The organism is Streptomyces sp. NPDC060028 (genome assembly GCF_042736725.1).
In the GTDB taxonomy this organism is placed as follows: Bacteria; Actinomycetota; Actinomycetes; order Streptomycetales; family Streptomycetaceae; genus Streptomyces.
This window is the reverse complement of the sequence record NZ_JBHWVJ010000115.1, coordinates 1-20,091: the sequence shown is the minus strand read 5'-3', so window position 1 is coordinate 20,091 and position 20,091 is coordinate 1. Positions and strand designations below refer to the sequence as shown.

The 20,091-nt window shown below is 71.6% G+C and carries 19 protein-coding genes; 9 read left to right on the top strand and 10 right to left on the bottom strand.

Annotated features, from left to right (window positions below; genetic code table 11):
• Nucleotides 1–127: 127 nt before the first annotated feature.
• The 6 genes from ACFWBF_RS34105 to ACFWBF_RS34080 form a co-directional block, all read right to left on the bottom strand.
• Entirely contained in the window at nucleotides 128–850 is a 723-nt protein-coding gene (locus tag ACFWBF_RS34105) for a VC0807 family protein (protein WP_385608591.1), read from the bottom strand.
• A 129-nt stretch (nucleotides 851–979) separates the two neighbouring features.
• Nucleotides 980–1,573, bottom strand: a complete 594-nt coding sequence (locus ACFWBF_RS34100; protein ID WP_385608590.1) for a TetR family transcriptional regulator — start codon at nucleotides 1,571–1,573, stop codon at nucleotides 980–982.
• A gap of 20 nt (nucleotides 1,574–1,593) precedes the next feature.
• Complete coding sequence (locus tag ACFWBF_RS34095; protein WP_385608588.1) at nucleotides 1,594–2,622, bottom strand: aldo/keto reductase; 1,029 nt, start codon at nucleotides 2,620–2,622, stop codon at nucleotides 1,594–1,596.
• 74 nt (nucleotides 2,623–2,696) lie between these two features.
• Complete coding sequence (locus ACFWBF_RS34090) at nucleotides 2,697–3,125, bottom strand: MarR family winged helix-turn-helix transcriptional regulator (RefSeq protein ID WP_385608586.1); 429 nt, start codon at nucleotides 3,123–3,125, stop codon at nucleotides 2,697–2,699.
• Nucleotides 3,125–3,550 (bottom strand): polyketide cyclase, encoded by a 426-nt coding sequence (locus tag ACFWBF_RS34085; RefSeq protein ID WP_385608584.1) that lies wholly within the window; start codon nucleotides 3,548–3,550, stop codon nucleotides 3,125–3,127. The genes ACFWBF_RS34090 and ACFWBF_RS34085 overlap by 1 nt, the downstream gene beginning before the upstream one ends.
• Nucleotides 3,551–3,630: 80 nt before the next feature.
• Complete coding sequence (locus tag ACFWBF_RS34080) at nucleotides 3,631–3,975, bottom strand: DoxX family protein (protein ID WP_385608583.1); 345 nt, start codon at nucleotides 3,973–3,975, stop codon at nucleotides 3,631–3,633.
• 90 nt (nucleotides 3,976–4,065) lie between these two features.
• Here ACFWBF_RS34080 and ACFWBF_RS34075 point away from each other — a divergent pair, with 90 nt between their 5' ends.
• Nucleotides 4,066–4,521, top strand: a complete 456-nt coding sequence (locus ACFWBF_RS34075; RefSeq protein ID WP_385608581.1) for a MarR family winged helix-turn-helix transcriptional regulator — start codon at nucleotides 4,066–4,068, stop codon at nucleotides 4,519–4,521.
• A 113-nt stretch (nucleotides 4,522–4,634) separates the two neighbouring features.
• Nucleotides 4,635–4,925, top strand: a complete 291-nt coding sequence (locus ACFWBF_RS34070; RefSeq protein ID WP_385608579.1) for a hypothetical protein — start codon at nucleotides 4,635–4,637, stop codon at nucleotides 4,923–4,925.
• Here the strand turns inward: ACFWBF_RS34070 and ACFWBF_RS34065 are convergent.
• Entirely contained in the window at nucleotides 4,888–6,342 is a 1,455-nt protein-coding gene (locus ACFWBF_RS34065) for an MFS transporter (RefSeq protein ID WP_385608577.1), read from the bottom strand. The genes ACFWBF_RS34070 and ACFWBF_RS34065 overlap by 38 nt on opposite strands.
• A gap of 64 nt (nucleotides 6,343–6,406) precedes the next feature.
• On the opposite strand from ACFWBF_RS34065, the gene dusB reads away from it, so the two are divergent.
• From dusB to ACFWBF_RS34040, 5 genes are all read left to right on the top strand, one after another.
• Entirely contained in the window at nucleotides 6,407–7,549 is a 1,143-nt protein-coding gene (dusB, locus tag ACFWBF_RS34060; protein ID WP_385608575.1) for a tRNA dihydrouridine synthase DusB, read from the top strand.
• A 375-nt stretch (nucleotides 7,550–7,924) separates the two neighbouring features.
• On the top strand, nucleotides 7,925–10,633 hold the full coding sequence (ppdK, locus tag ACFWBF_RS34055) for a pyruvate, phosphate dikinase (RefSeq protein WP_385608574.1): 2,709 nt from the start codon (nucleotides 7,925–7,927) through the stop codon (nucleotides 10,631–10,633).
• Between the two features lie 401 nt (nucleotides 10,634–11,034).
• A complete protein-coding gene (locus ACFWBF_RS34050) occupies nucleotides 11,035–12,069 on the top strand; it encodes a helix-turn-helix domain-containing protein (protein WP_385608572.1) in 1,035 nt (344 codons plus the stop codon).
• 127 nt (nucleotides 12,070–12,196) lie between these two features.
• Complete coding sequence (locus ACFWBF_RS34045; RefSeq protein WP_385608571.1) at nucleotides 12,197–12,661, top strand: group III truncated hemoglobin; 465 nt, start codon at nucleotides 12,197–12,199, stop codon at nucleotides 12,659–12,661.
• A gap of 111 nt (nucleotides 12,662–12,772) precedes the next feature.
• Nucleotides 12,773–13,180: a VOC family protein gene (locus tag ACFWBF_RS34040; RefSeq protein WP_385608569.1), complete on the top strand. Its 408-nt coding sequence runs from the start codon at nucleotides 12,773–12,775 to the stop codon at nucleotides 13,178–13,180.
• Here the strand turns inward: ACFWBF_RS34040 and nirD are convergent, their stop codons facing one another.
• The 3 genes from nirD to ACFWBF_RS34025 are packed head-to-tail and all read right to left on the bottom strand — an operon-like array spanning nucleotide 13,181 to nucleotide 17,368.
• Nucleotides 13,181–13,516 carry a nitrite reductase small subunit NirD gene (gene nirD / locus ACFWBF_RS34035; RefSeq protein ID WP_385235972.1) on the bottom strand — a complete coding sequence of 112 codons (336 nt, stop codon included), beginning with the start codon at nucleotides 13,514–13,516 and terminating at the stop codon, nucleotides 13,181–13,183.
• Complete coding sequence (gene nirB, locus ACFWBF_RS34030) at nucleotides 13,513–16,044, bottom strand: nitrite reductase large subunit NirB (RefSeq protein ID WP_385608567.1); 2,532 nt, start codon at nucleotides 16,042–16,044, stop codon at nucleotides 13,513–13,515. The genes nirD and nirB overlap by 4 nt, the downstream gene beginning before the upstream one ends.
• A gap of 1 nt (nucleotide 16,045) precedes the next feature.
• On the bottom strand, nucleotides 16,046–17,368 hold the full coding sequence (locus tag ACFWBF_RS34025; RefSeq protein WP_385608565.1) for an NAD(P)/FAD-dependent oxidoreductase: 1,323 nt from the start codon (nucleotides 17,366–17,368) through the stop codon (nucleotides 16,046–16,048).
• A 157-nt stretch (nucleotides 17,369–17,525) separates the two neighbouring features.
• Here ACFWBF_RS34025 and ACFWBF_RS34020 point away from each other — a divergent pair, with 157 nt between their 5' ends.
• Nucleotides 17,526–18,848 (top strand): ferric reductase-like transmembrane domain-containing protein, encoded by a 1,323-nt coding sequence (locus ACFWBF_RS34020; protein ID WP_385608564.1) that lies wholly within the window; start codon nucleotides 17,526–17,528, stop codon nucleotides 18,846–18,848.
• 359 nt (nucleotides 18,849–19,207) lie between these two features.
• Nucleotides 19,208–19,984: a sulfite exporter TauE/SafE family protein gene (locus ACFWBF_RS34015; RefSeq protein WP_385608562.1), complete on the top strand. Its 777-nt coding sequence runs from the start codon at nucleotides 19,208–19,210 to the stop codon at nucleotides 19,982–19,984.
• Nucleotides 19,985–20,091: the final 107 nt, after the last annotated feature.

Below are 20,091 nucleotides of genomic sequence, written 5' to 3'. Positions count from 1 at the left end.
TGACCCCCAACATCAGCACCCGCGGCCCCCGCTTGCGGGGTTCTTGGGGCGGTCCCGGCACCAAACCCGGGGGGCCCCGGTGCGCAGTGCGCACCGGGCCACCGGTCTTTGCGTGGGGCGGTCCGGATCAGACGGCGGCCGTCGCGGCGGCAGCCTCGGACTCGGCCTGGGCGGCGCGGCGTTCACCGTTGGCCTGGGAACGCTTTCCGTACCTGGCGGTCCACAGGCCGAGCGCGGCCAGCACGCCGTAGATCATGACAGGGCTGAGCGTCACCATGGTCTTGGTGTCCAGCGTGTAGGCCAGGGCGATGCGGACGAGGGCTTCCGTGACGTACGCGACGCCCCACACCAGCGTCATACGGGTCAGGGTCGTGCGGAAGCCTTCGTACTGCCACAGGCCGTTCCACCAGGCGGTGCTCTGCGCGGTGCCGTCGGTGGCGAACTTGCGGCCGAAGTAGAACATCAGCGGCCGCGGCGCGAGCAGGGTGGCCAGGCACAGCAGCCCGAACAGCCCGGTCACGCCGGAGTCCTTGATGAGCAGGGCGCGGGCCGAGTGCGCGCCGACGAGCGAGACCACGGCCGTGATCACCAGGAACACCAGGGTCACGATGGCGAACTCGTCGAGCTTGCGCCGCCAGGCCACGCTGATGGCGCTGTCGAGCACCGGCCAGGCACCGCTGAGGAGCAGCGCCGAGAACTCGCTCCAGCCGTGGTCGTCGACGAGCGTGTTGTACGTGATGATCGGCGCGACCACGTTGAGGCCGATGGTCAGGATCCAGCCGAGGGCCGTGGCGGCGCCGGAGCGGGCGGGAGGCGCGGGTCGGGCGAGTGGTGCGTCTTGGACGGACAAGGTTCCCCCTGGAACATGCCTGATGAGTGCGGTAGGGGGACCGTATGGACTTGCTGACGGCAGGAACAAGCCGGGCGGGTCAAATGCTCGCCAACTTGTCCGGACTGAATGGTTCCGGCAGGGGTCGCGTCAGGCGCGCAAGCCCCGGATCACCAGGGTGGTGACCGCCCCGAACTCGGTGTGGATCGTGGGCGAGGACCAGTCGGCCGCGTACTGCGGGTCGTGGAAACGGCCGGTGGCATCGAAGACCGCCCGGGCGGCCAACGGCACGTCCGACGCGCTGATCGAGCCGGCGGCGACGCCCTCGGCGATGATCCGGGTCAACTGGTCGATCAGCTCGGTCAGGTGGCGGTCCACCACACCGCTGTTCTCGGCGAGCAGCACGGTGTACGTCGCGAACAGCTCCGGGTCGGCACCCGCCTTGCGCCGCTTGGCCTCGAAGAGCGCCTCCAGCCACGCCTCCAGCTTGGAGGGGGCCGTCCCGGTGGGAGCCGAGGCGATCTCCTCCAGCATGACGACGCTCTTGGCGAGCCAGCGGTCCGTGACCGCCTCGCGCAGCGCCGCCTTCGACGGGAAGTGCCGGTACACGCTGCCGTGGCTGACGCCCAGGGCGCGCGCCACGTCCACCACGGTCGCCTTGGTGGGGCCGAAGCGGCGCAGCACCTCCTCGGTGGTCTCGAGGATGCGCTCGGGTGTCAGGGGTTCGCCGGCAGCGGGGGGCATGAGATGACCGTACCGCCAGCTCAGTGCTCGCTGTCGAGGTGGGCCATCTGCGCCGCCGGGTACCGCTCGCCGGCCGCCGCCCCGGCCGGTATCGCCGCCTCGATGGCGGCGAGGTCGGAGGCCGTCAGCTCCGTGTCCAGGGCGCCCAGCGCCTCGGTGAGCCGGTCGCGGCGGCGGGCGCCGACCAGCGGCACGATGTCCTCGCCGCGCGAGAGCACCCAAGCGATGGCGATCTGCGCGACACTCACGCCCTTGTTCTCGGCGACCTTGCGCAGCGCGTCGACCAGGTCGAGGTTCCGGTGCAGATTGTCGCCCTGGAAGCGCGGGCTCATCCCGCGGAAGTCGCCCGGGGCCAGCGTCCGCTCGCGGCTGAAGTGGCCGCTGATCAGGCCGCGGGAAAGCACCCCGTACGCCGTGATGCCTATGCCGAGCTCGCGGGCGGTCGGCAGGATGTCCGCCTCGATGCCGCGCGAGATCAGCGAGTACTCGATCTGGAGGTCCGCGATCGGGGCCACCGCGGCGGCCCGGCGCAGGGTGTCCGCGCCGACCTCGGAGAGGCCGATGTGGCGGACGTGCCCGGCCTGGACGGCCTCGGCGATGACGCCGACGGTCTCCTCGATCGGCACGTCCGGGTCGACGCGGGCGATCCGGTAGATGTCGATGTGGTCCCGGCCGAGGCGCTGGAGCGAGTAGGCGAGGAAGTTCCTGACGGCCTCGGGCCGGCCGTCATACCCGGTGAAGCCGCCCTCGACCGTCCGCAGCGCGCCGAACTTCACGCTGGTCAGCGCCTTGTCGCGGGCCGCCGCGGGCGCGGTGCGCAGCGCTTCGTTGATCAGCAGTTCGTTGTGACCCATGCCGTAGAAGTCGCCGGTGTCCAGAAGCGTGAGCCCGGCGTCCAGGGCGGCGTGGATGGTGGCGAGGGACTCGGCCCGGTCGGCCTCGCCGTACAGCGCGGACATGCCCATGCAGCCCAGCCCCAGCGGAAAGACGGAGGGGCCGGTGGCGCCGAGGCGCCGGGTGGTGGCGTAGGTGCTCTCGTTCGTCGTCATGAGAAGAGAATGGCATGACGAGTGACAGATTTCAATATCTGTCACTCGTCAGCGTGAGAGCGGGCGGTCCGGTGTCATTCCTCCGGGTGTGCCAGGCGGCCGAGGAGGGCCACCGCCTCGTCGACGGGCACCGGCCCGAAGAACCGCGCGTCGACGCCTTCGACGGCCGCGATGGCGCGCGGGGCCAGTTCGGCGCCGGCTTCGGTGACGCGCAGCCGCTTGGCGCGGGTGTCGGCCGGGTCGACCTCGCGGGCGACGAGCCCCTTGTCCTCCAAGGTCCGCACCACCTGCGAGGTCATCTTCACGTCGGTGCCGGCCTGGCGGGCGAGGGCCTGCTGGTTGGGGTGCCCGCCCTGGCCGTTGAGCCACCAGGTGCAGGCGAGGAGCACGAACTGCACGTGGGTGAGGCCCAGTGGCGCCAGGGCCGCGGCGATGTCGCGCTGCCAGCGCAGCGTGGCGTGCCAGAGCAGGAATCCGGGACTCTCTCCGGGCGCGAGGGCCATCAGCCCCGCGCTTCCCGGACCAGTGCGGCCATGGTCTCGGGCCAGTCGGCGGTGATGGCCGGGCCGATCCGCGGGCCCATCTCCTCGGCTCCGGCGCCGGTGATCTCCATCCGGTACACGACCCGGACGGCCGCCGCGGTGGCCCCGTCGAGCCGCTCGATCCGGTGCGCCGTGCGCAGCACCAGGCCGTCGAAGCGCGCCTCGTCGGCGAACGACTCGCCCTCGGTCACCTCGGCGATGCGCAGTTCCACCGGGTCCTGGCCGGCCGGGGTCATCGTGATCTCGCTGCCGGCCGCGAACGGGCCGCGGAGCTCGATCTTCTCGATGTCGGCGTTCCAGGTGCCCCAGTTCTCGACGTCGGCCCACAGGTGCCAGATCGCCTCGGGCGCGGCGGTGGTTTCCAGGCTGTGCTCGTAAACCCACATGAGGGCTCCTTCGCTAGAAGATCTGTGCAGAGATTATCTCTGCATAGATCATCTGTCCAGCGGAGGCGCCCCGCGTCGCCCTACGCCGCCAGGCGCAGGGCCAGGGCCGCCGCCGCCGTCGCGGCGAGGGCGGCCGCCGGGGCGAGGTCGAAGTTCTTGGCGCGCAGGTGGGCGACGATCGCGCCGATGAAGTAGAGGGTCACCCCGACGGCGGCGGCCGTGCCCAGTGGGGCCAGCCACAGGCCCGTGACCAGGCCGACGGCTCCCGCGGCCTTGAGGGTGGCCAGGCGCGGCAGCCAGGAGTCGGGTACGTCGACCTTCCGCATGCTCGCCACGATCGCTTCGTTGCGCTGGAGCGTGAGGGTCGCGGACGCGGCGAGGGTCAGGGCGAGCAGGCCGGCGACGACGGCATAGGCAATGAACATGACGAGCTCCAACAGTCGATGGTGTGAAACCATTGAATACCATCAATGATTGGCTGATCGCAATCATTCCAAGGTTGTTACGATGTGTGCATGACGGCGCCTCAGGACTCCTCGCACCCGCCGCAGCGGCTGGGCCTGCTGCTGGCCTGGCACGGTTCGGTCACCCAGACCCGGATGAAGAAGGCGCTCAGCGCGGCGGGGCTCACCCCGCGCCACGCGATGACGCTCATGCACCTGGAGGGCGGCCCCATCAGCCAGAGGGCGCTCGCCGAGCGGCTGGAGGTGGACCCGAGCGTGCTCGTCGGGATCCTCAACGACCTCGAGCGCGACGGCCTGGCCGACCGCCGCCGGGACCCCGCCGACCGCCGCCGGCACAACGTGGCCATCACCGACGCCGGGTCCGCCGCCCTCGGCGAGACCAACGCGGCGCTGGACGCGGTCGAACTCGGCCTGTTCTCCGGGCTCTCCGACCAGGAGCAGGGCGTGCTGCGCGGACTCCTGGCCCGCATCGACACGCACGCCGACGACTTCGACTGCCAGGAATAGCCGCCAGGAAAGGGAACGGCCGCCAGGAAGAAACAGGAACAGCCGAGACCCCCCGTCAGGGGGATTCCGCTCCCGGCCCCGCGGACGGAGAATCGATTCCGGGGGTGGGGGCCGTGTGGATTCTGTTCTGGGTGCTCTGTGCGTGGATCGTCCTGGCGCTGGCCTCGGCCGTGGCCGCGACCGGCCGGCGCGAGTCGGCCGAGACCTACGAGGGCGTGGTCGTCGCCCGGAGCACGAGGAACGTCCAGCTCACCGTCGGCAGCCGCACCGATCTGTGGCTCCACGTACGCGACGAGACCGGCGCCGAGACCTCGTACCTGGTGGACGGCCGTACCTGGGCGGCCTTCAGCGTCGGGGACCGGATCGTCAAACGCGCGGGGGAGCGCCGGCCGGCGCGGGGCTGAGCACCGGCTCCGGCTCCAGGGCGGAGGCCGTGCGCAGGGCCGTCCCGTGCGCCCACCGGCCGCTGGTGGCGAAGCCCACGGCCAGTACGAGCAGCCCGCACCCGGTGATGATCCACCAGGCGGGCCGGGTCGCCGCCACGAAGTCGCCGCCGCCCGCCGTCCCGGCCGCCAGGACGGCGCCGATCACCGCGACGCCCAGCATCCCGCCGGTCTGCCGGCTGGTGGAGGCGATGGCCGCCGCGACCCCCGCCTGGGCGCGGGGCATCCCGGAGACCGCGGTGTTGGTGATCGGGGCGTTGACCATCCCGAAGCCCAGACCGAAGAGCACGTACCCGGCGAACATCAGCGGTGTGGAGGCCTCCGCCGAGAACGCCGCGAACAGCAGCCCGCTCGCCCCCATGGCCACCCCCGCGACCACCAGCGGCAGCCGCGGCCCCCGGCTGCCCACCAGCCGCCCCGACAGCGGGGCGCACAGGCCGGTCAGCGCCGCCATCGGCAGCATGTAGAGCCCGGCGTCCAGGGCGTCCAGCCCCCGTACGTCCTGGAGGTACAGGGTGTTCAGGAACAGGAACCCGGACAGCGCGGCGAAGGCGCTCACCGCGATCACCGTGGCCCCGCTGAAGGGGGCGCTGCGGAAGAACCGCGGGTCGATCAGCGGCTGCGCCCGCCGCGGCTCGTACACCAGCAGCCCGGCCAGACAGGCCACGGCGACCGCGGCGCAGCCCAGGATCAGCGGGGAGTACCAGCCGGCCGCCGGGGCCTCGATGATCCCGTACGTCACCGAGCCGAGCACCCCCATGACCAGCAGCTGCCCGACCGGATCCGGCCGGCGGGGGCGGTCGGCCCGCGACTCGGGGACGTAGCGCAGGGTCAGTACGAGGGCGGCCAGGCCGATCGGAAGGTTGACCCAGAAGATGGACCGCCAGCCGACCGAGTCCACCAGCAGCCCGCCGATCAGCGGGCCGGCGGCCATGGAGACGCCGACCACCGCGCCCCACACGCCGATCGCGCGGGCGCGCTCGCGGGGGTCGGTGAAGGTGTTGGTGATGAGCGACATGGCGACGGGGTTGAGCATGGAGCCGCCCACCGCCTGGATCATCCGGAAGGCGACCAGCCATCCCAGGCTGGGCGCGAGCGAGCACAGCAGCGAGCCGGCCGTGAAGAGGACGAGGCCCACGCTGAAGACCTTGCGGCGGCCGATCCGGTCCGCCGTGGAGCCCGCCAGTATCAGCAGCGAGGCCAGGACCAGCGTGTACGCGTCGATCGTCCACTGCATTCCGGCGAGGGAGGCGTTCAGCTCGCGTCGCATCGCCGGGAGGGCGACGTTCAGGACGGTGTTGTCGAGGCTGACGATGAGCAGGCTCATGCAGCAGATCGCCAGTACGAGCATGCGCCGCCGGCGGCTCAAGTCGTGCATGTAGCCGATAGTACGGCTAACTAATGAAATATGCGGTGCGGCGCGACTGAGCCACAATGGTGGAATGACCACGCTCCCTCCGCCCCTCGCGATCGGCCCGCACACCGTGCAGCCCCCGGTGGTGCTCGCGCCCATGGCCGGCATCACCAACGCCCCGTTCCGTACCCTGTGCCGCGAGTTCTCGGGCGGCAAGGGACTGTTCGTGAGCGAGATGATCACCACCCGCGCCCTGGTCGAGCGCAACGAGAAGACCATGCAGCTGATCCACTTCGACGAGGCCGAGAAGCCCCGCTCGATCCAGCTGTACGGAGTCGATCCCGTGACGGTCGGCAAGGCGGTCCGGATGATCGTCGAGGAGGACCGCGCCGACCACATCGACCTCAACTTCGGCTGCCCGGTCCCCAAGGTCACGCGCAAGGGCGGCGGCTCGGCCCTCCCGTACAAGCGCAACCTGCTGCGCGCGATCCTTCGCGAGGCCGTCGCCGGGGCCGGCGACCTCCCGGTGACGATGAAGATGCGCAAGGGCATCAACGACGACCACCTCACCTACCTCGACGCCGGCCGGATCGCCGTCGAGGAAGGCGTCACCGCCATCGCGCTGCACGGGCGCACCACCGCCCAGCACTACGGCGGCACGGCCGACTGGGACGCCATCGCGCGGCTCAAGGAGCACGTGCCGGAGATCCCGGTGCTCGGCAACGGCGACATCTGGTGCGCCGAGGACGCGCTGCGCATGGTCCGCGAGACCGGCTGTGACGGCGTGGTCGTGGGGCGCGGCTGCCTGGGGCGGCCGTGGCTGTTCAACGACCTGGTGGCGGCCTTCGAGGGCCGTCCCGAGGACTTCCACGAGCCGACGCTGCGCGAGGTCGCGGCGACCATGCACCGGCATGCCGAACTGCTGGGCCGGTGGATCGGTGACGAGGCGCGCGGGGTGATCGACTTCCGTAAGCACGTGGCCTGGTACCTCAAGGGTTTCTCGGTGGGTTCGGAGATGCGCAAGAAACTGGCCATCACCTCCTCCCTGGCCGAACTGGATGCTCATCTGAGCGAGCTGGACCTGGACCAGGCGTGGCCCGAGAGTGCGGACGGTCCGCGGGGCCGTACGTCCGGAAACAACCGGGTCGTCCTGCCCGAGGGCTGGTTGAAGGATCCCTACGACTGTGCGGGCGTGAGCGAGGAAGCCGAACTCGACACGTCCGGAGGCTGAGAATTAGCTGGCAAAACGTGCCATCAGCGGCGTGACATACGCCACGCATGGGTGGGGTTGCGCTCAGATGAGCGCAAAAATCACGGGTAAGACTTTCAAAGGGTGGCACTGGGTGCCACCCTTTGTACGTTCAAGACTTGAACGCAAATGTATCGATGATCGCTCATCCGAGCGGGTTCAAGCCTCAAAAGTCCCCTCATCCTTCGGGACCTGAACGCTCTTCGTATGTTCTGGCTACCCGCCAGTCACTTTCGATGTCCTGGCGCACGGGTGGTTACAGCCTCATGACGACCAAGTGGACGTACCCATAAGCCTTTGATCTGGGTATGTTCCTGGCCGTCAGGGCAGCCACCGAGCCTCGAGGAGTCGAGACCCGTGTCGGAAAACAAAGATCAGAAGTTCGTCTACGACTTCACCGAGGGCAACCGCGACCTCAAGGACCTTCTCGGCGGCAAGGGAGCCAACCTCGCCGAGATGACCAACCTGGGTCTGCCGGTCCCTCCCGGCTTCACCATCACCACCGAGGCCTGCAAGGTCTACCTCGGCAGCGGCGAGGCACCGGCCGAGCTGCGCGAAGAGGTCGGCGCGCACCTCGCTGCCCTCGAGGCGAAGATGGGCAAGAAGCTCGGCCAGTCGGACGACCCGCTGCTGGTCTCCGTGCGCTCCGGCGCCAAGTTCTCGATGCCGGGCATGATGGACACCGTCCTCAACATCGGCCTCTCCGACGCGTCCGTGAAGGGCCTCGCCTCCCAGGCCGGTGACGAGCGCTTCGCGTGGGACTCGTACCGCCGCCTCATCCAGATGTTCGGCAAGACCGTCCTGGGCGTGGACGGCGAGCTCTTCGAGGACGCCCTCGAAGAGGCCAAGGCCGCCAAGAAGGTCACCGTCGACACCGACCTCGACGCCGCCGACCTGAAGAAGCTGGTCACGCGCTTCAAGAAGATCGTGGCCAAGGAAGCCGGCCGCGCGTTCCCGCAGGACGCCCGCGAGCAGATGGACCTCGCCGTCGAGGCGGTCTTCAACTCGTGGAACACCGACCGCGCCAAGCTCTACCGTCGCCAGGAGCGCATCCCGAGCGACCTGGGCACCGCGGTCAACATCTGCTCCATGGTCTTCGGCAACCTCGGCCCCGACTCGGGCACCGGCGTCGCCTTCACCCGTGACCCGGCCAGCGGCCACGCGGGCGTCTACGGCGACTACCTCCAGAACGCCCAGGGCGAGGACGTGGTCGCGGGCATCCGCAACACCGTGCCGCTCGCGGACCTGGAGGCCATCGACAAGGTCTCGTACGACCAGCTCATGACGATCATGACGACGCTGGAGACCCACTACAAGGATCTCTGCGACATCGAGTTCACCATCGAGCGCGGCCAGCTGTGGATGCTCCAGACCCGTGTCGGCAAGCGCACCGCCGGCGCCGCCTTCCGCATCGCCACCCAGCTCGTCGACCAGGGCCTGATCGACGAGGCCGAGGCGCTCCAGCGCGTCAACGGCGCCCAGCTCGCGCAGCTGATGTTCCCCCGCTTCGACGAGGACGCCAAGACCGAGCTGCTCGGCCGCGGCATCGCCGCCTCCCCGGGCGCGGCCGTCGGCAAGGCCGTCTTCGACTCGTACACGGCCGTCAAGTGGTCCCGCTCCGGCGAGAAGGTCATCCTGATCCGCCGCGAGACCAACCCGGACGACCTGGACGGCATGATCGCCTCCGAGGGCATCCTGACCTCGCGCGGCGGCAAGACCTCGCACGCCGCCGTCGTCGCCCGCGGCATGGGCAAGACCTGTGTCTGCGGCGCCGAGGAGCTCGACGTCGACACCAAGCGCCGCCGCATGACGGTCGGCGACACGGTCATCGAAGAGGGCGACGTCGTCTCCATCGACGGCTCCACCGGCAAGGTCTACCTCGGTGAGGTACCCGTCGTACCCTCCCCGGTCGTCGAGTACTTCGAGGGCCGCATGCACGCCGGCGCCGACGACGCCGACGAGCTCGTCGCCGCCGTGCACCGGATCATGGCTTACGCGGACCGCGTCCGCCGGCTGCGGGTGCGCGCCAACGCCGACAACGCCGAGGACGCGCTGCGCGCCCGCCGCTTCGGCGCCCAGGGCATCGGCCTGTGCCGCACCGAGCACATGTTCCTCGGCGAGCGCCGCGAGATGGTCGAGCGCCTGATCCTCGCGGACACCGACGGCGAGCGCGAGGAGGCACTCAGTGCCCTCCTGCCGCTCCAGAAGAAGGACTTCGTCGAGCTGTTCGAGGCGATGGACGGCCTGCCCGTCACCGTCCGCCTGCTCGACCCGCCGCTGCACGAGTTCCTGCCCGACATCACCGAGCTGTCGGTGCGCGTCGCCCTCGCCGAGTCCCGCAAGGACGCCAACGAGAACGACCTGCGCCTGCTCCAGGCCGTGCACAAGCTGCACGAGCAGAACCCGATGCTGGGTCTGCGCGGCGTCCGCCTCGGTCTGGTCATCCCCGGCCTGTTCAAGATGCAGGTCCGGGCGATCGCCGAAGCCGCGGCCGAGCGCAAGAACGCCAAGGGCGACCCGCGCGCCGAGATCATGGTCCCGCTCGTCGGCACGGTCCAGGAGCTGGAGATCGTCCGCGACGAGGCCGACCAGGTCATCGCCGAGGTCGAGGCCGCCACCGGCACCAACCTCAAGCTGACCATCGGCACCATGATCGAGCTGCCGCGCGCCGCGCTGACCGCCGGCCAGATCGCCGAGGCCGCGCAGTTCTTCTCCTTCGGCACGAACGACCTGACCCAGACGGTGTGGGGCTTCTCCCGCGACGACGTCGAGGCCAGCTTCTTCACCGCCTACCTGGAGAAGGGCATCTTCGGGGTCTCCCCGTTCGAGACCATCGACCGGGACGGCGTCGGCGCGCTGGTCCGCTCCGCGGTCCAGGCCGGCCGGGCCACCCGCCCCGACCTCAAGCTCGGCGTCTGCGGCGAGCACGGCGGCGACCCCGAGTCCGTCCACTTCTTCCACGAGGTCGGCCTCGACTACGTCTCCTGCTCGCCCTTCCGGATCCCGGTGGCGCGCCTGGAGGCGGGCCGTGCGGCCGCCGAGGCGAAGGGCAGCGACAGCCGCTGACCCCGGCCCCTGACCCCCGGCCCGTGCGACGGGCCCTGTAGACCGCGGCTGCCCCCGGGTTCCCTGACCCCCGAGGGCAGCCGCGCCTATTTCTTTTTTTGTTCAACGAATCTTTACGGCACCAGGCGGTGGACGGATCCCCACCCGTCCACCGCCTGCCGCCAATCGCCGGGCACGTCGGCGCTTCCCGGTGCGACCGACCGCCAGGCCCCGCAAAGCCCCCCACGGCCTTCACGGAGCGTTTCGGTCGCACTGGAGTGTGCCTGGCGGAGTACAGGATTTCGGTTGTCACGCCCTCGCCGAAAGGGGTTTCAACTGTGGCTGAAAGGGCGTGGTGACGTCGTGTGACGGCATGCATACTCATGAGGCGGGGGGATTGCGGTTGCACAGGTGGGGGTTCGGTGCTTCGTATCCATTTCACTGGAGTGGACCTGGCACGCGTACGGATGGCAGGGCGTCCCGATGCGTTGTGGGAAACGATTCTTAGTTTTCACCGCTTAAGAGACCGGCGTGACGCCCGGTTGTTCGGTGAATGGCGTACGGAAACCCGGAGCAGGTTGAATGGTGAAACACGGCTCCTCGGCACGCTCATACCCAGTCGCGGCTATTTCCCGGATTTCCTGACCCCTGTGGAGGGGCAGTACGGATGGGACGTGGGTCTCGACGCGCTGCGCGGGATCCGTCCCGAGCGCATGCGGCGCGAGCTCGGCCTCGTCGGCGCGGGCGCGGGCGCCGGTACGGGCTTCGGTGCGGCCTTCGGGACCCCGCCGCCGAGCAGGCTGCGGGAGTTCATGGACGGCGGCACCAAGCACCTGCCCCGGCTGCTGGGCGAGCTGCGCGGCTACCACCGGGCGGCCGTGGAACCGTACTGGACCCACATCCAGGCCCAGATCGAGGCCGAGCGGGCCGCACGGGGCCGCGCCCTGCTGGACGGGGGAGCGGACGAGCTGCTGGCCTCGCTGCCGCCGATGCTGCGCTGGCGGGCCCCGGTGCTGGAGTGCGACTACCCCGTGGACCGGGACGTACGGTTGCGGGGGCGCGGGCTGTTGCTCCAGCCGTCCTTCTTCTGCCGCCGCACCGCGGTGACCCTGCACGACCCGGAACTCCCGCCGGTGCTGGTGTACCCGGCCGCCGCCCAGCTGGCCTCCGCGCCCGCCGGCGGCGAGTCGGCCCGGCCGGCGGAGGAGCAGCGCCAGCGCACCCTGGGCAAGCTGGTCGGGCACACCCGCTCGGTGGTGCTGCGGGCCATCGGCGACGGCGCCACCACCAGCGAACTGGCCCGCCGGGCCGGGGTCTCGCTCGCCTCCGCGAGCCAGCACGCCTGCGTCATGCGCGAGGCGGGCCTGGTCACCACCCTGCGCCGGGGCAACGCCGTACTGCACACCGTCACGCCCCTGGGGGCCGCGCTGCTCAAGGGCGGCGCGGTGGCCTCGTAAGCCTCGTGCGGCCCCCGACCCCAGCCCCGGCGGGGGCAGCGGGTCCGGGTCGCACGAGGCGGCCTCCCACCGGACTGCGGGACTTTCTCCCCTGGGGAGGCCCGGCATGGGGGAGGATGGTGGAGCAATGAACCACTTCGCCGCCGAAGCCGATATTCGCGGCCGCGCCGACCTCGACGTCGTGCTGCGCCGCTTCTACACGGCCGCCTTCGCCGACTCGCGGATCGGGCCGTTCTTCACCGAGATCGCCGGTACCGACCTCGAAGCGCACCTCCCCCGGATCACCGACTTCTGGGAGCGGGCCCTGTTCCGCAGCGCCGACTACCGGCGCGACGCCTTCGCCCCGCACGCCGCGCTGAACTCCGCGCGGGCCATGAGCGCGGAGGACTTCGGGCGCTGGGTACAGCTGTGGCGCGCCACCATCGACGGTCTGCACCAGGGGCCGAACGCCGAGCGGGCCAAGGGTCAGGGCGAGCGGATCGCCCTGACCCTGCACAAACGCCTCGCCGGGCAGGACGCCTCGGCGGCGAGCGGCGACGGGCTGGGCTTCGTACCGCTGGCGGCCCTGCAACTGCGCTCCACAGCGGCCTGACCTGCGGTTTCGGGAATCCCGGAAAAATTTTCGCGGGGAGCGATGAGTTTCCCGGGGCTCCCCGGTCTACCTCTCGAAAGCAACGACAACAGCGAGAGAAGAGGGACCGAGATGTCCTCCACCATGATCTTCGTCAACCTGCCGGTCAAGGACCTCGAGGCCTCCAAGACCTTCTGGGGCAAGCTCGGTTACTCCTTCAACGCCCAGTTCACCGACGAGAACTGCGCCGCCATGCCCATCACCGAGAGCATCGTCGCGATGTTCCTCACCGAGGCCCGCTACAAGGACTTCACCCACAAGGCCATCGCCGACGCGACCACGACCTCCGAGGTGCTGCTCTGCCTGAGCGCCGAGAGCCGCGCCGCGGTCGATGAACTCGTCGACGGGGCCCTGGCGGCCGGGGCCACCGAGCCCCGCCCCGCCCAGGACCACGGCGTCATGTACGGCCGGGCCTTCGACGACCTCGACGGCCACACCTGGGAGATCATGTGGATGGACCCGGCGATGGTCCAGGGCTGATCACCGCGAGGTCGCGGCGGTCCGCACCGGGTACGTACGGACCGCCACCTCCTCGTCGTCCAGACAGCGCCCCGACTCCAGGTCGAAGCGCTGCTTGAGCAGCGGCGAGGCCACGAAGGGCCGCCCGGCGGCCGACCCCACCAGCCCGCGCGAGAGCACCTGCGCCCCGGTGAAGGGGTCCTGGTTGCCGATGGCGTACGGGCGCCCCGCGCGGTCGACGAACACCGCGGCCTGACTCCCGTCCGGCAGCAGCGCCGCCACCCCGCGCCCGGGCACCAGTACGGCCAGCTCGCACACCGTCAGCCATCCCTCCGCCACCTTGAGTTCCACGGTCATCGGGTGCCTCCCACGGGCTCCAGGGTCAGGACGGCCAGGTCGGGCTTGACCTGGTCGCGCTCGGGGACGAACTTGACGGTCGGATCGGGGGCTCCGGGCGCGTTGACGAAGGACACGAACCGCCGCAGCCGCTCCGGGTCCTGGAGCGTCTCGGCCCATTCGTCCCGGTAGTGCGCCACGTGGTCGGACATCAGCGACTCCAGCTCCGCGCACAGCCCGAGCGAGTCGTGAACGACCACGTCCCGCAGGTGGGCCAGGCCCCCCTCCAGCCGCTCCAGCCAGGCCGAGGTGCGCTCCAGCCGGTCGGCGGTGCGGATGTAGAACATCAGGAACCGGTCGATGAGCCGGATCAGTTCGGCGTCCGACAGGTCCTGGGCCAGCAGGTCCGCGTGGCGCGGGGTGGCCCCGCCGTTGCCGCCGACGTAGAGGTTCCAGCCGCTGGCCGTGGCGATGACGCCGAAGTCCTTGCTCTGCGCCTCGGCGCATTCGCGGGCACAGCCGGAGACCGCCGACTTGAGCTTGTGCGGGGCGCGCAGGCCCCGGTAGCGCAGCTCCAAGTCGATGGCCATGCGCACGCTGTCCTGGACCCCGTAGCGGCACCAGGTCTGCCCGACGCAGGACTTCACCGTCCGCAGGGCCTTCCCGTAGGCGTGCCCGGACTCGAATCCGGCGTCCACCAGCCGGGCCCAGATCCGCGGGAGCTGATCGACGCTGGCGCCGAAGAGGTCGATGCGCTGCCCGCCGGTGATCTTCGTGTAGAGGCCGAAGTCGCGGGCCACCTCACCGATCACGATCAGCTTGTCGGGGGTGATCTCACCGCCGGGGATGCGCGGGACGACCGAGTAGGAGCCGTTGCGCTGGAGGTTCGCGAGGAAGTGGTCGTTGGTGTCCTGGAGGGCGGCCTGCTCGCCGTCCAGGACGTAGCCGCTCGCACCCAGGGTGGGCGCGAGGGAGGCGATGATCGAGCCGACGGTGGGCTTGCAGACCTCGCAGCCGTCGCCGCCGCGGGCCTCCGGACGGCCGTGGCCGTCGAGGATCTGCCGGTACGAGGTCAGCCGACGGGTACGGACGATCTCGTAGAGCTCGGCGCGCGTGAACGGGAAGCAGCCGCACAGCCCTTTGTCGGTGGAGGCCGGCAGCAGCTGGCCGATCACCTTCAGGCAGCTGCCGCAGCCGGTGCCGGCCTTCGTGCACTTCTTGACCTCGGCCAGGGTCTCGTAGGCGGTGATGGCCTTCTTGGTGACGTTGTGGCAGGAGCAGACGACCGCGGTGTCCGGCAGCGAACCCGGGCCCAGGGCGGCGGGCGCGCCGATGCCGGCGGGCAGGACCAGCTGCTCGGGGGCGACGGGCGGGACGGAGCCGGTGAGCGGGCGCAGCAGGCCGTACGAGTCCGCGTCGCCGACCAGGACGCCGCCGAGCAGGACGCCCGCGGCCGAGACGACCACCTTCTTGTAGACCCCCGAGCGGGAGTCGGAGTAGACGACGTCGAGGCTGTCGGCGGCGGCTCCGTGGGCGTCGCCGAAGGAGGCCACGTCCACGCCGAGCAGCTTGAGCTTGGTGGAGAGGTCGGCTCCGGTGAATTCCTTCTCACGGCCCAGCAGGTCGTCGGCGGCCGTCTCGGCCATCTCGTAGCCGGGCGCGACCAGACCGTAGACGCGGCCGTCGGAGGCGAGCGCGCACTCGCCGATGGCGTAGACCTGCGGGTCGGAGGTGCGGCAGCGGGAGTCGACGCTGATGCCGCCGCGCTCGCCGACGGTCAGGCCGGCGGCGCGGGCGAGCTGGTCGCGGGGGCGGACGCCGGCCGAGAAGACCACGAGGTCGCTCTCGACGGTGGAGCCGTCGGAGAGCCGCATCCCGCTGACGGATCCGTCCTCTCCCGTCAGTACCTCCTGGGTGCCGACGCCCGTGTGGACGGTCAGGCCCATGGACTCGATGGTGCGCAGCAGGGCCGCGCCGCCGCCCTCGTCGACCTGGGCGGGCATCAGGCGCGGCGCGAACTCCACGATGCGGGTGGCCAGGCCCAGCCCTTGCAGGGCGCCGGCCGCCTCCAGACCGAGGAGGCCGCCGCCGACGACGGCGCCGCGGGTGCGGGTCTTGGCGTACTCCTCGATCGCGAGGAGGTCCTCGATGGTGCGGTAGACGAAGCAGCCCGGGGCGTCCTTGCCGGGGACGGGCGGCACGAAGGGGTAGCTGCCGGTCGCCAGCACCAGGACGTCGTACGGGAACACCTGCCCGGAGCGGGAGGTGACGGTACGGGCCTGCCGGTCCACGGTCTCGGCGGGGTCGCCCAGGTGGAGGGAGATGCCGTGCTCGGCCATGAAGCCGGCGGGCGTCATGGACAGGTCCTCGGGGGTGCTGCCGGAGAAGTAGGAGGTGAGGTGCACCCGGTCGTAGGCGGGCCGGGGTTCCTCGCAGAGCACGGTGATCCGGTGCGTGGCGGTGGCGCCGCGCTCGGCGAGCGCCTCTAGGTAGCGCTGGCCGACCATGCCGTGCCCGATGAGCACGATCGCGGGCAGGGGCTCGGTCATGTCAGTGGCCTCCGTCGTCGGTGAGCAGGTGGAACAGGTCGGTCAGGGGTTCGCCGTCCTCCCAGCTGCGGGCGAGGGCGCCCACGGTGGAGAGTTCGCCGAGCAGTACGCCGCCGACGAGGCGGTCCCCGCGGACGACGACCTTGCGGTAGGTGCGCCGGGTGGCGTCGGCGAGGCGGACCACGTCGTCGCCGGGGCGGGGGGTCGTCTCGCCGAAGGCGGCGAGGTCGGCTCCGCCGAGGGTGAGGCGGGTGAGGGCGCGGGTGCCGGTGTACTGCGTGGGCGCTCCGGTCAGGACCGAGGCGAGGGCGTCGGCCTGCTCCAGCGCGGGGCCTGCCAGGCCGTACACCTGGCCGGCGTGCTCGGCGCAGTCGCCGATGGCGTGGATGCGGGGGTCGCTCGTCCGCAGGCGGTCGTCGACCACGACGCCGGTGCGGACCTCGATGCCGGCGGCCCGGGCCAGGCCGGTGCGGGGGCGTACGCCGCAGGCGAGCACGACGATGTCGGCGTCGAGCCGGTAGCCGTCGGCGAACTCCACCCCGGTGACCGCCCGGGGACCGCCCCCGCCGCGCCGCCTCCCGGGCTCTGCCCGGACCCGCGCCTCAAACGCCGGCGAGGCTGAATCCGGGCTGATGCCGTCTGTTGGCGGGCCGGATCGCCCGGAGGGCAGCGGCCCCGCAGGTGAAGTCGTCAGGCCGCGGACGCGGCACGCCGTGTGGATCTCCACGCCGAGGGTGGACAGGTGGGCGTGCAGCAAGGCCGAGGAGTCGGCGTCCAGTTGGCGCTCCAGCAGCCGCTCCGCCTGCTGGGCCAGCACCACCTGCGCACCGCGCTCCGCCAGGGCCCGCGCGGCCGAGACGCCCAGCAGGCCGCCGCCGATCACCACCGCCCGTACGCCCGGACGTACCGCCGCCGACAGCGCCAGGCAGTCGTCCATGGTGCGGAACGCGTGCACCCCGTCCGGGAGTTCCCGCCCGTCCGGTTCGAACAGTCCGCGCAGCGGCGGCAGGACCGGGTTGGAACCGGTGGCCAGCACCAGCGTGTCGTACCGCTCCGTGCTGCCGTCGTCGCAGTGCACCGCCCGGTCGGCCCGGTCGATGCGGACCGCCCGGACACCGCGCCGCAGCGCCGGGCCGGGCGCCGGGAGGGCGGCCACCTCCGGGGCGTACCGGCCGGCCAGGACGTCGGCCAGCAGCACGCGGTTGTACGGGACGTGCGGCTCCTCGCCCAGCACGGTCACCGCCGCGGCTCCGGCGAGCCGCTGCGCGAGCCGAAGGCCCGCGAGGCCGCCGCCGATCACCACCACACGCTTTTCCGAGGTCATGGCACGAGCGTGCGCGCCCGCTGTTTCCCCGCCGCATCGGCGTTGTTACCCGGGCGGAACGCCCACCTCAGCGGCGGGGTTAAGCGTCGGTGAGGCGTTCCTCAAGGCCGCCTTAAGGATCATCCCGGGGGCCCGGGGTCCGCTTAGCGTGGGCGCCATGCGAGATGCGGTGGTGCGGGTCAAGGGCGGGATGCTCGGCGGGGCGGGGGTGGTCACCCTGCTCTGGGCGGCGCAGGTACGGCCCTCGGCCCGGCTCGACGCGCTGTTCGCCACCGCCGCGCACCTCAGCGGGCTGCTCGCCGGGTACGGGGTGCTCGTCCTGCTGTTCCTGATGGCGAGGGTGCCCGCCGTCGAGCACGGGGTGGGCGCGGACCGCCTCGCCCGCTGGCACGCTCTCGGCGGCCGCCACGTGCTGCTGCTCTGCTTCGGGCACGCGCTCCTCGCGCTGTGCGGGTACGCCGTCCACGAGGGGGCCGACGTCGTCCGTGCCGCCCGTGAGCTGCTGGGATACCCGGCGGTGGCCGCCGCCCTCGCCGGGACCGTGCTGCTGGCCGGCGTCGGCATCACCTCCGCCCGGTCCGTACGCCGCCGCGTCTCCCACGAAACCTGGCGCGGGGTGCACCTGTTCGTCTACCTCGCCGCCGCGCTCGCCTTCGGCCACCAGCTCGCCGGGCCCGATCTCACCCTGGTCGCCTGGTTCTGGGCGCTCGCCCACGCCGTCGTCGCCGTCCTGCTCGTCTGGTACCGGGCCGTGGTCCCCGTACGGCAGGCCGCGCGGCACGCGCTGCGGGTCCTGGAGGTCCGGGCCGAGGGGCCCGGGGTGGTCTCCGTCGTCATGTACGGGGCGCACCTCGCGGAGCTGCGCGCGCAGCCGGGGCAGTTCCTGCGCTGGCGGTTCCTCCAGCGGCGGCTGTGGCACACCGCCCTGCCGTTCTCGCTGTCCGCGCCGGTCCGGGGCAACACCCTGCGGATCACCGTGAAGGGCCTCGGCGGCCACTCCCGCCGGATCCGCCGGCTGCGCCCCGGCACGCGGGTGCTGGCCACCGGCCCGTTCGGGGCGCTCACCGCCGCCCGGCGCACCCGCGCGAAGGTGCTGCTGATCGCCGGCGGAGTGGGGATCACCCCGATGCGGGCCCTGTTCGAGACGCTGCCCGGCGGGCCGGGGGAGATCACCCTGCTCTACCGGGCCGGGGCCGAGGAGCACCTGGTGCTGCGCTCCGAGCTGGAGGCGATCGCCGCCGAGCGGCACGCCGGGCTGCACTACCTGCTCGGGCCGTCCCGCGCCGCAGGGGGGCACCTCCCAGCGGTGGCCGGGGGAGATCCGCTCGCCCCGCAGGCGCTGGCCGCGCTGGTGCCGGACCTGGCCGAGCACGACGTGTACGTGTGCGGGCCGCCGGGGATGGCCCGGGCGGCGCAGACCTCGCTGCTGCGCGCCGGGGTGCCGGCCGAGCGCATCCACTGCGAGTGCTTCAGCTTCTGATTTCCGAGCCCCGCGTCCTTCGAGAGGTCCCGCGCCGATGCGTCACCCGCTGCACATCACCCTGCCCGAGGCCGGGCCCGCCTCTGCATCAGCCCCTGCACCCGCCCCTGCCCGCGCTCCCGGACGGCACCGCAGGCCGTCCCCGTGGCAGGCCGCACTGGCCCGCGTACCGCCCGCGCGGCGGCTGGCGGCCGGGCTGGGGCTGGCCAGCGTGGTGGCCGCGAGCGTGCTGACGGCGGTCGTGGACCCGGCTGCTCCGGTGGCGCCGGACCGGGCGCCGGCCAGGCAAAGCTCAACCTTTGCGCAAGTTTCCGGGGATTGATGGTCGCTGCACCCAACCGCTCCATAGGGTCGTGACCGTGCCTGACATATCAACGACCATGCTCATCGTGCTGTGCGTGGCCGCCGCGGCGGCCGGCTGGATCGACGCGGTGGTGGGCGGCGGCGGTCTGCTGCTTTTGCCCGCCCTGCTGCTCGGCCTGCCGCACGCCCATCCCGCCACCGTCCTCGGCACCAACAAGGCGGTGGCCATCGTCGGCACCTCGGGTGCGGCGGTCACGTACGCGCGCAAGGCCCCGGTGGACCTGAAGCTCGCCGTCCGCATCGGCCTGGCCGCGCTCGCCGGATCCATGGGCGGGGCCGCGCTCGCGGGCGGCATCAGCAAGGACGCGCTGCGCCCGCTGATCATGGTGGTGCTCGTGATCGTGGCGGCCGTCGTGATCTTCAAGCCCGGTTTCGGCGCCGCCCCCTCCACCGCGCCCGTCAGCCGGCAGCGGATGCTGCTCGCGATCGGCCTGGCCGGCCTCGGCATCGGCTTCTACGACGGCCTCATCGGACCCGGCACCGGCACCTTCCTGGTGCTCGCCCTCACCGCGCTGCTCCACCTCGACCTGGTCACCGCCTCCGCCACCGCCAAGATCGTCAACTGCTGCACCAACGCCGGGGCGCTCGCGATGTTCGCGTACCAGGGCATGGTGCTGTGGCAGCTGGCCGCGCTGATGGCGGTGTTCAACCTGGCCGGCGGCATGGTCGGGGCCCGGATGGCGCTCAAGAAGGGCAGCGGCTTCGTCCGCGGCGTGCTGCTGACGGTGGTGGGCGCGCTGGTGATCAAGCTCGGCATCGAACAGTGGGGCTGACGGCCCCTTGGGGAAGCCACGGGCGTTCGCCCCGGCGCACGCTCCGGCCACAGCACTAGTGTCCTGCGCCAGTAGTTGATCGTTAGTTGCTGTGTGACTTCTGCTGC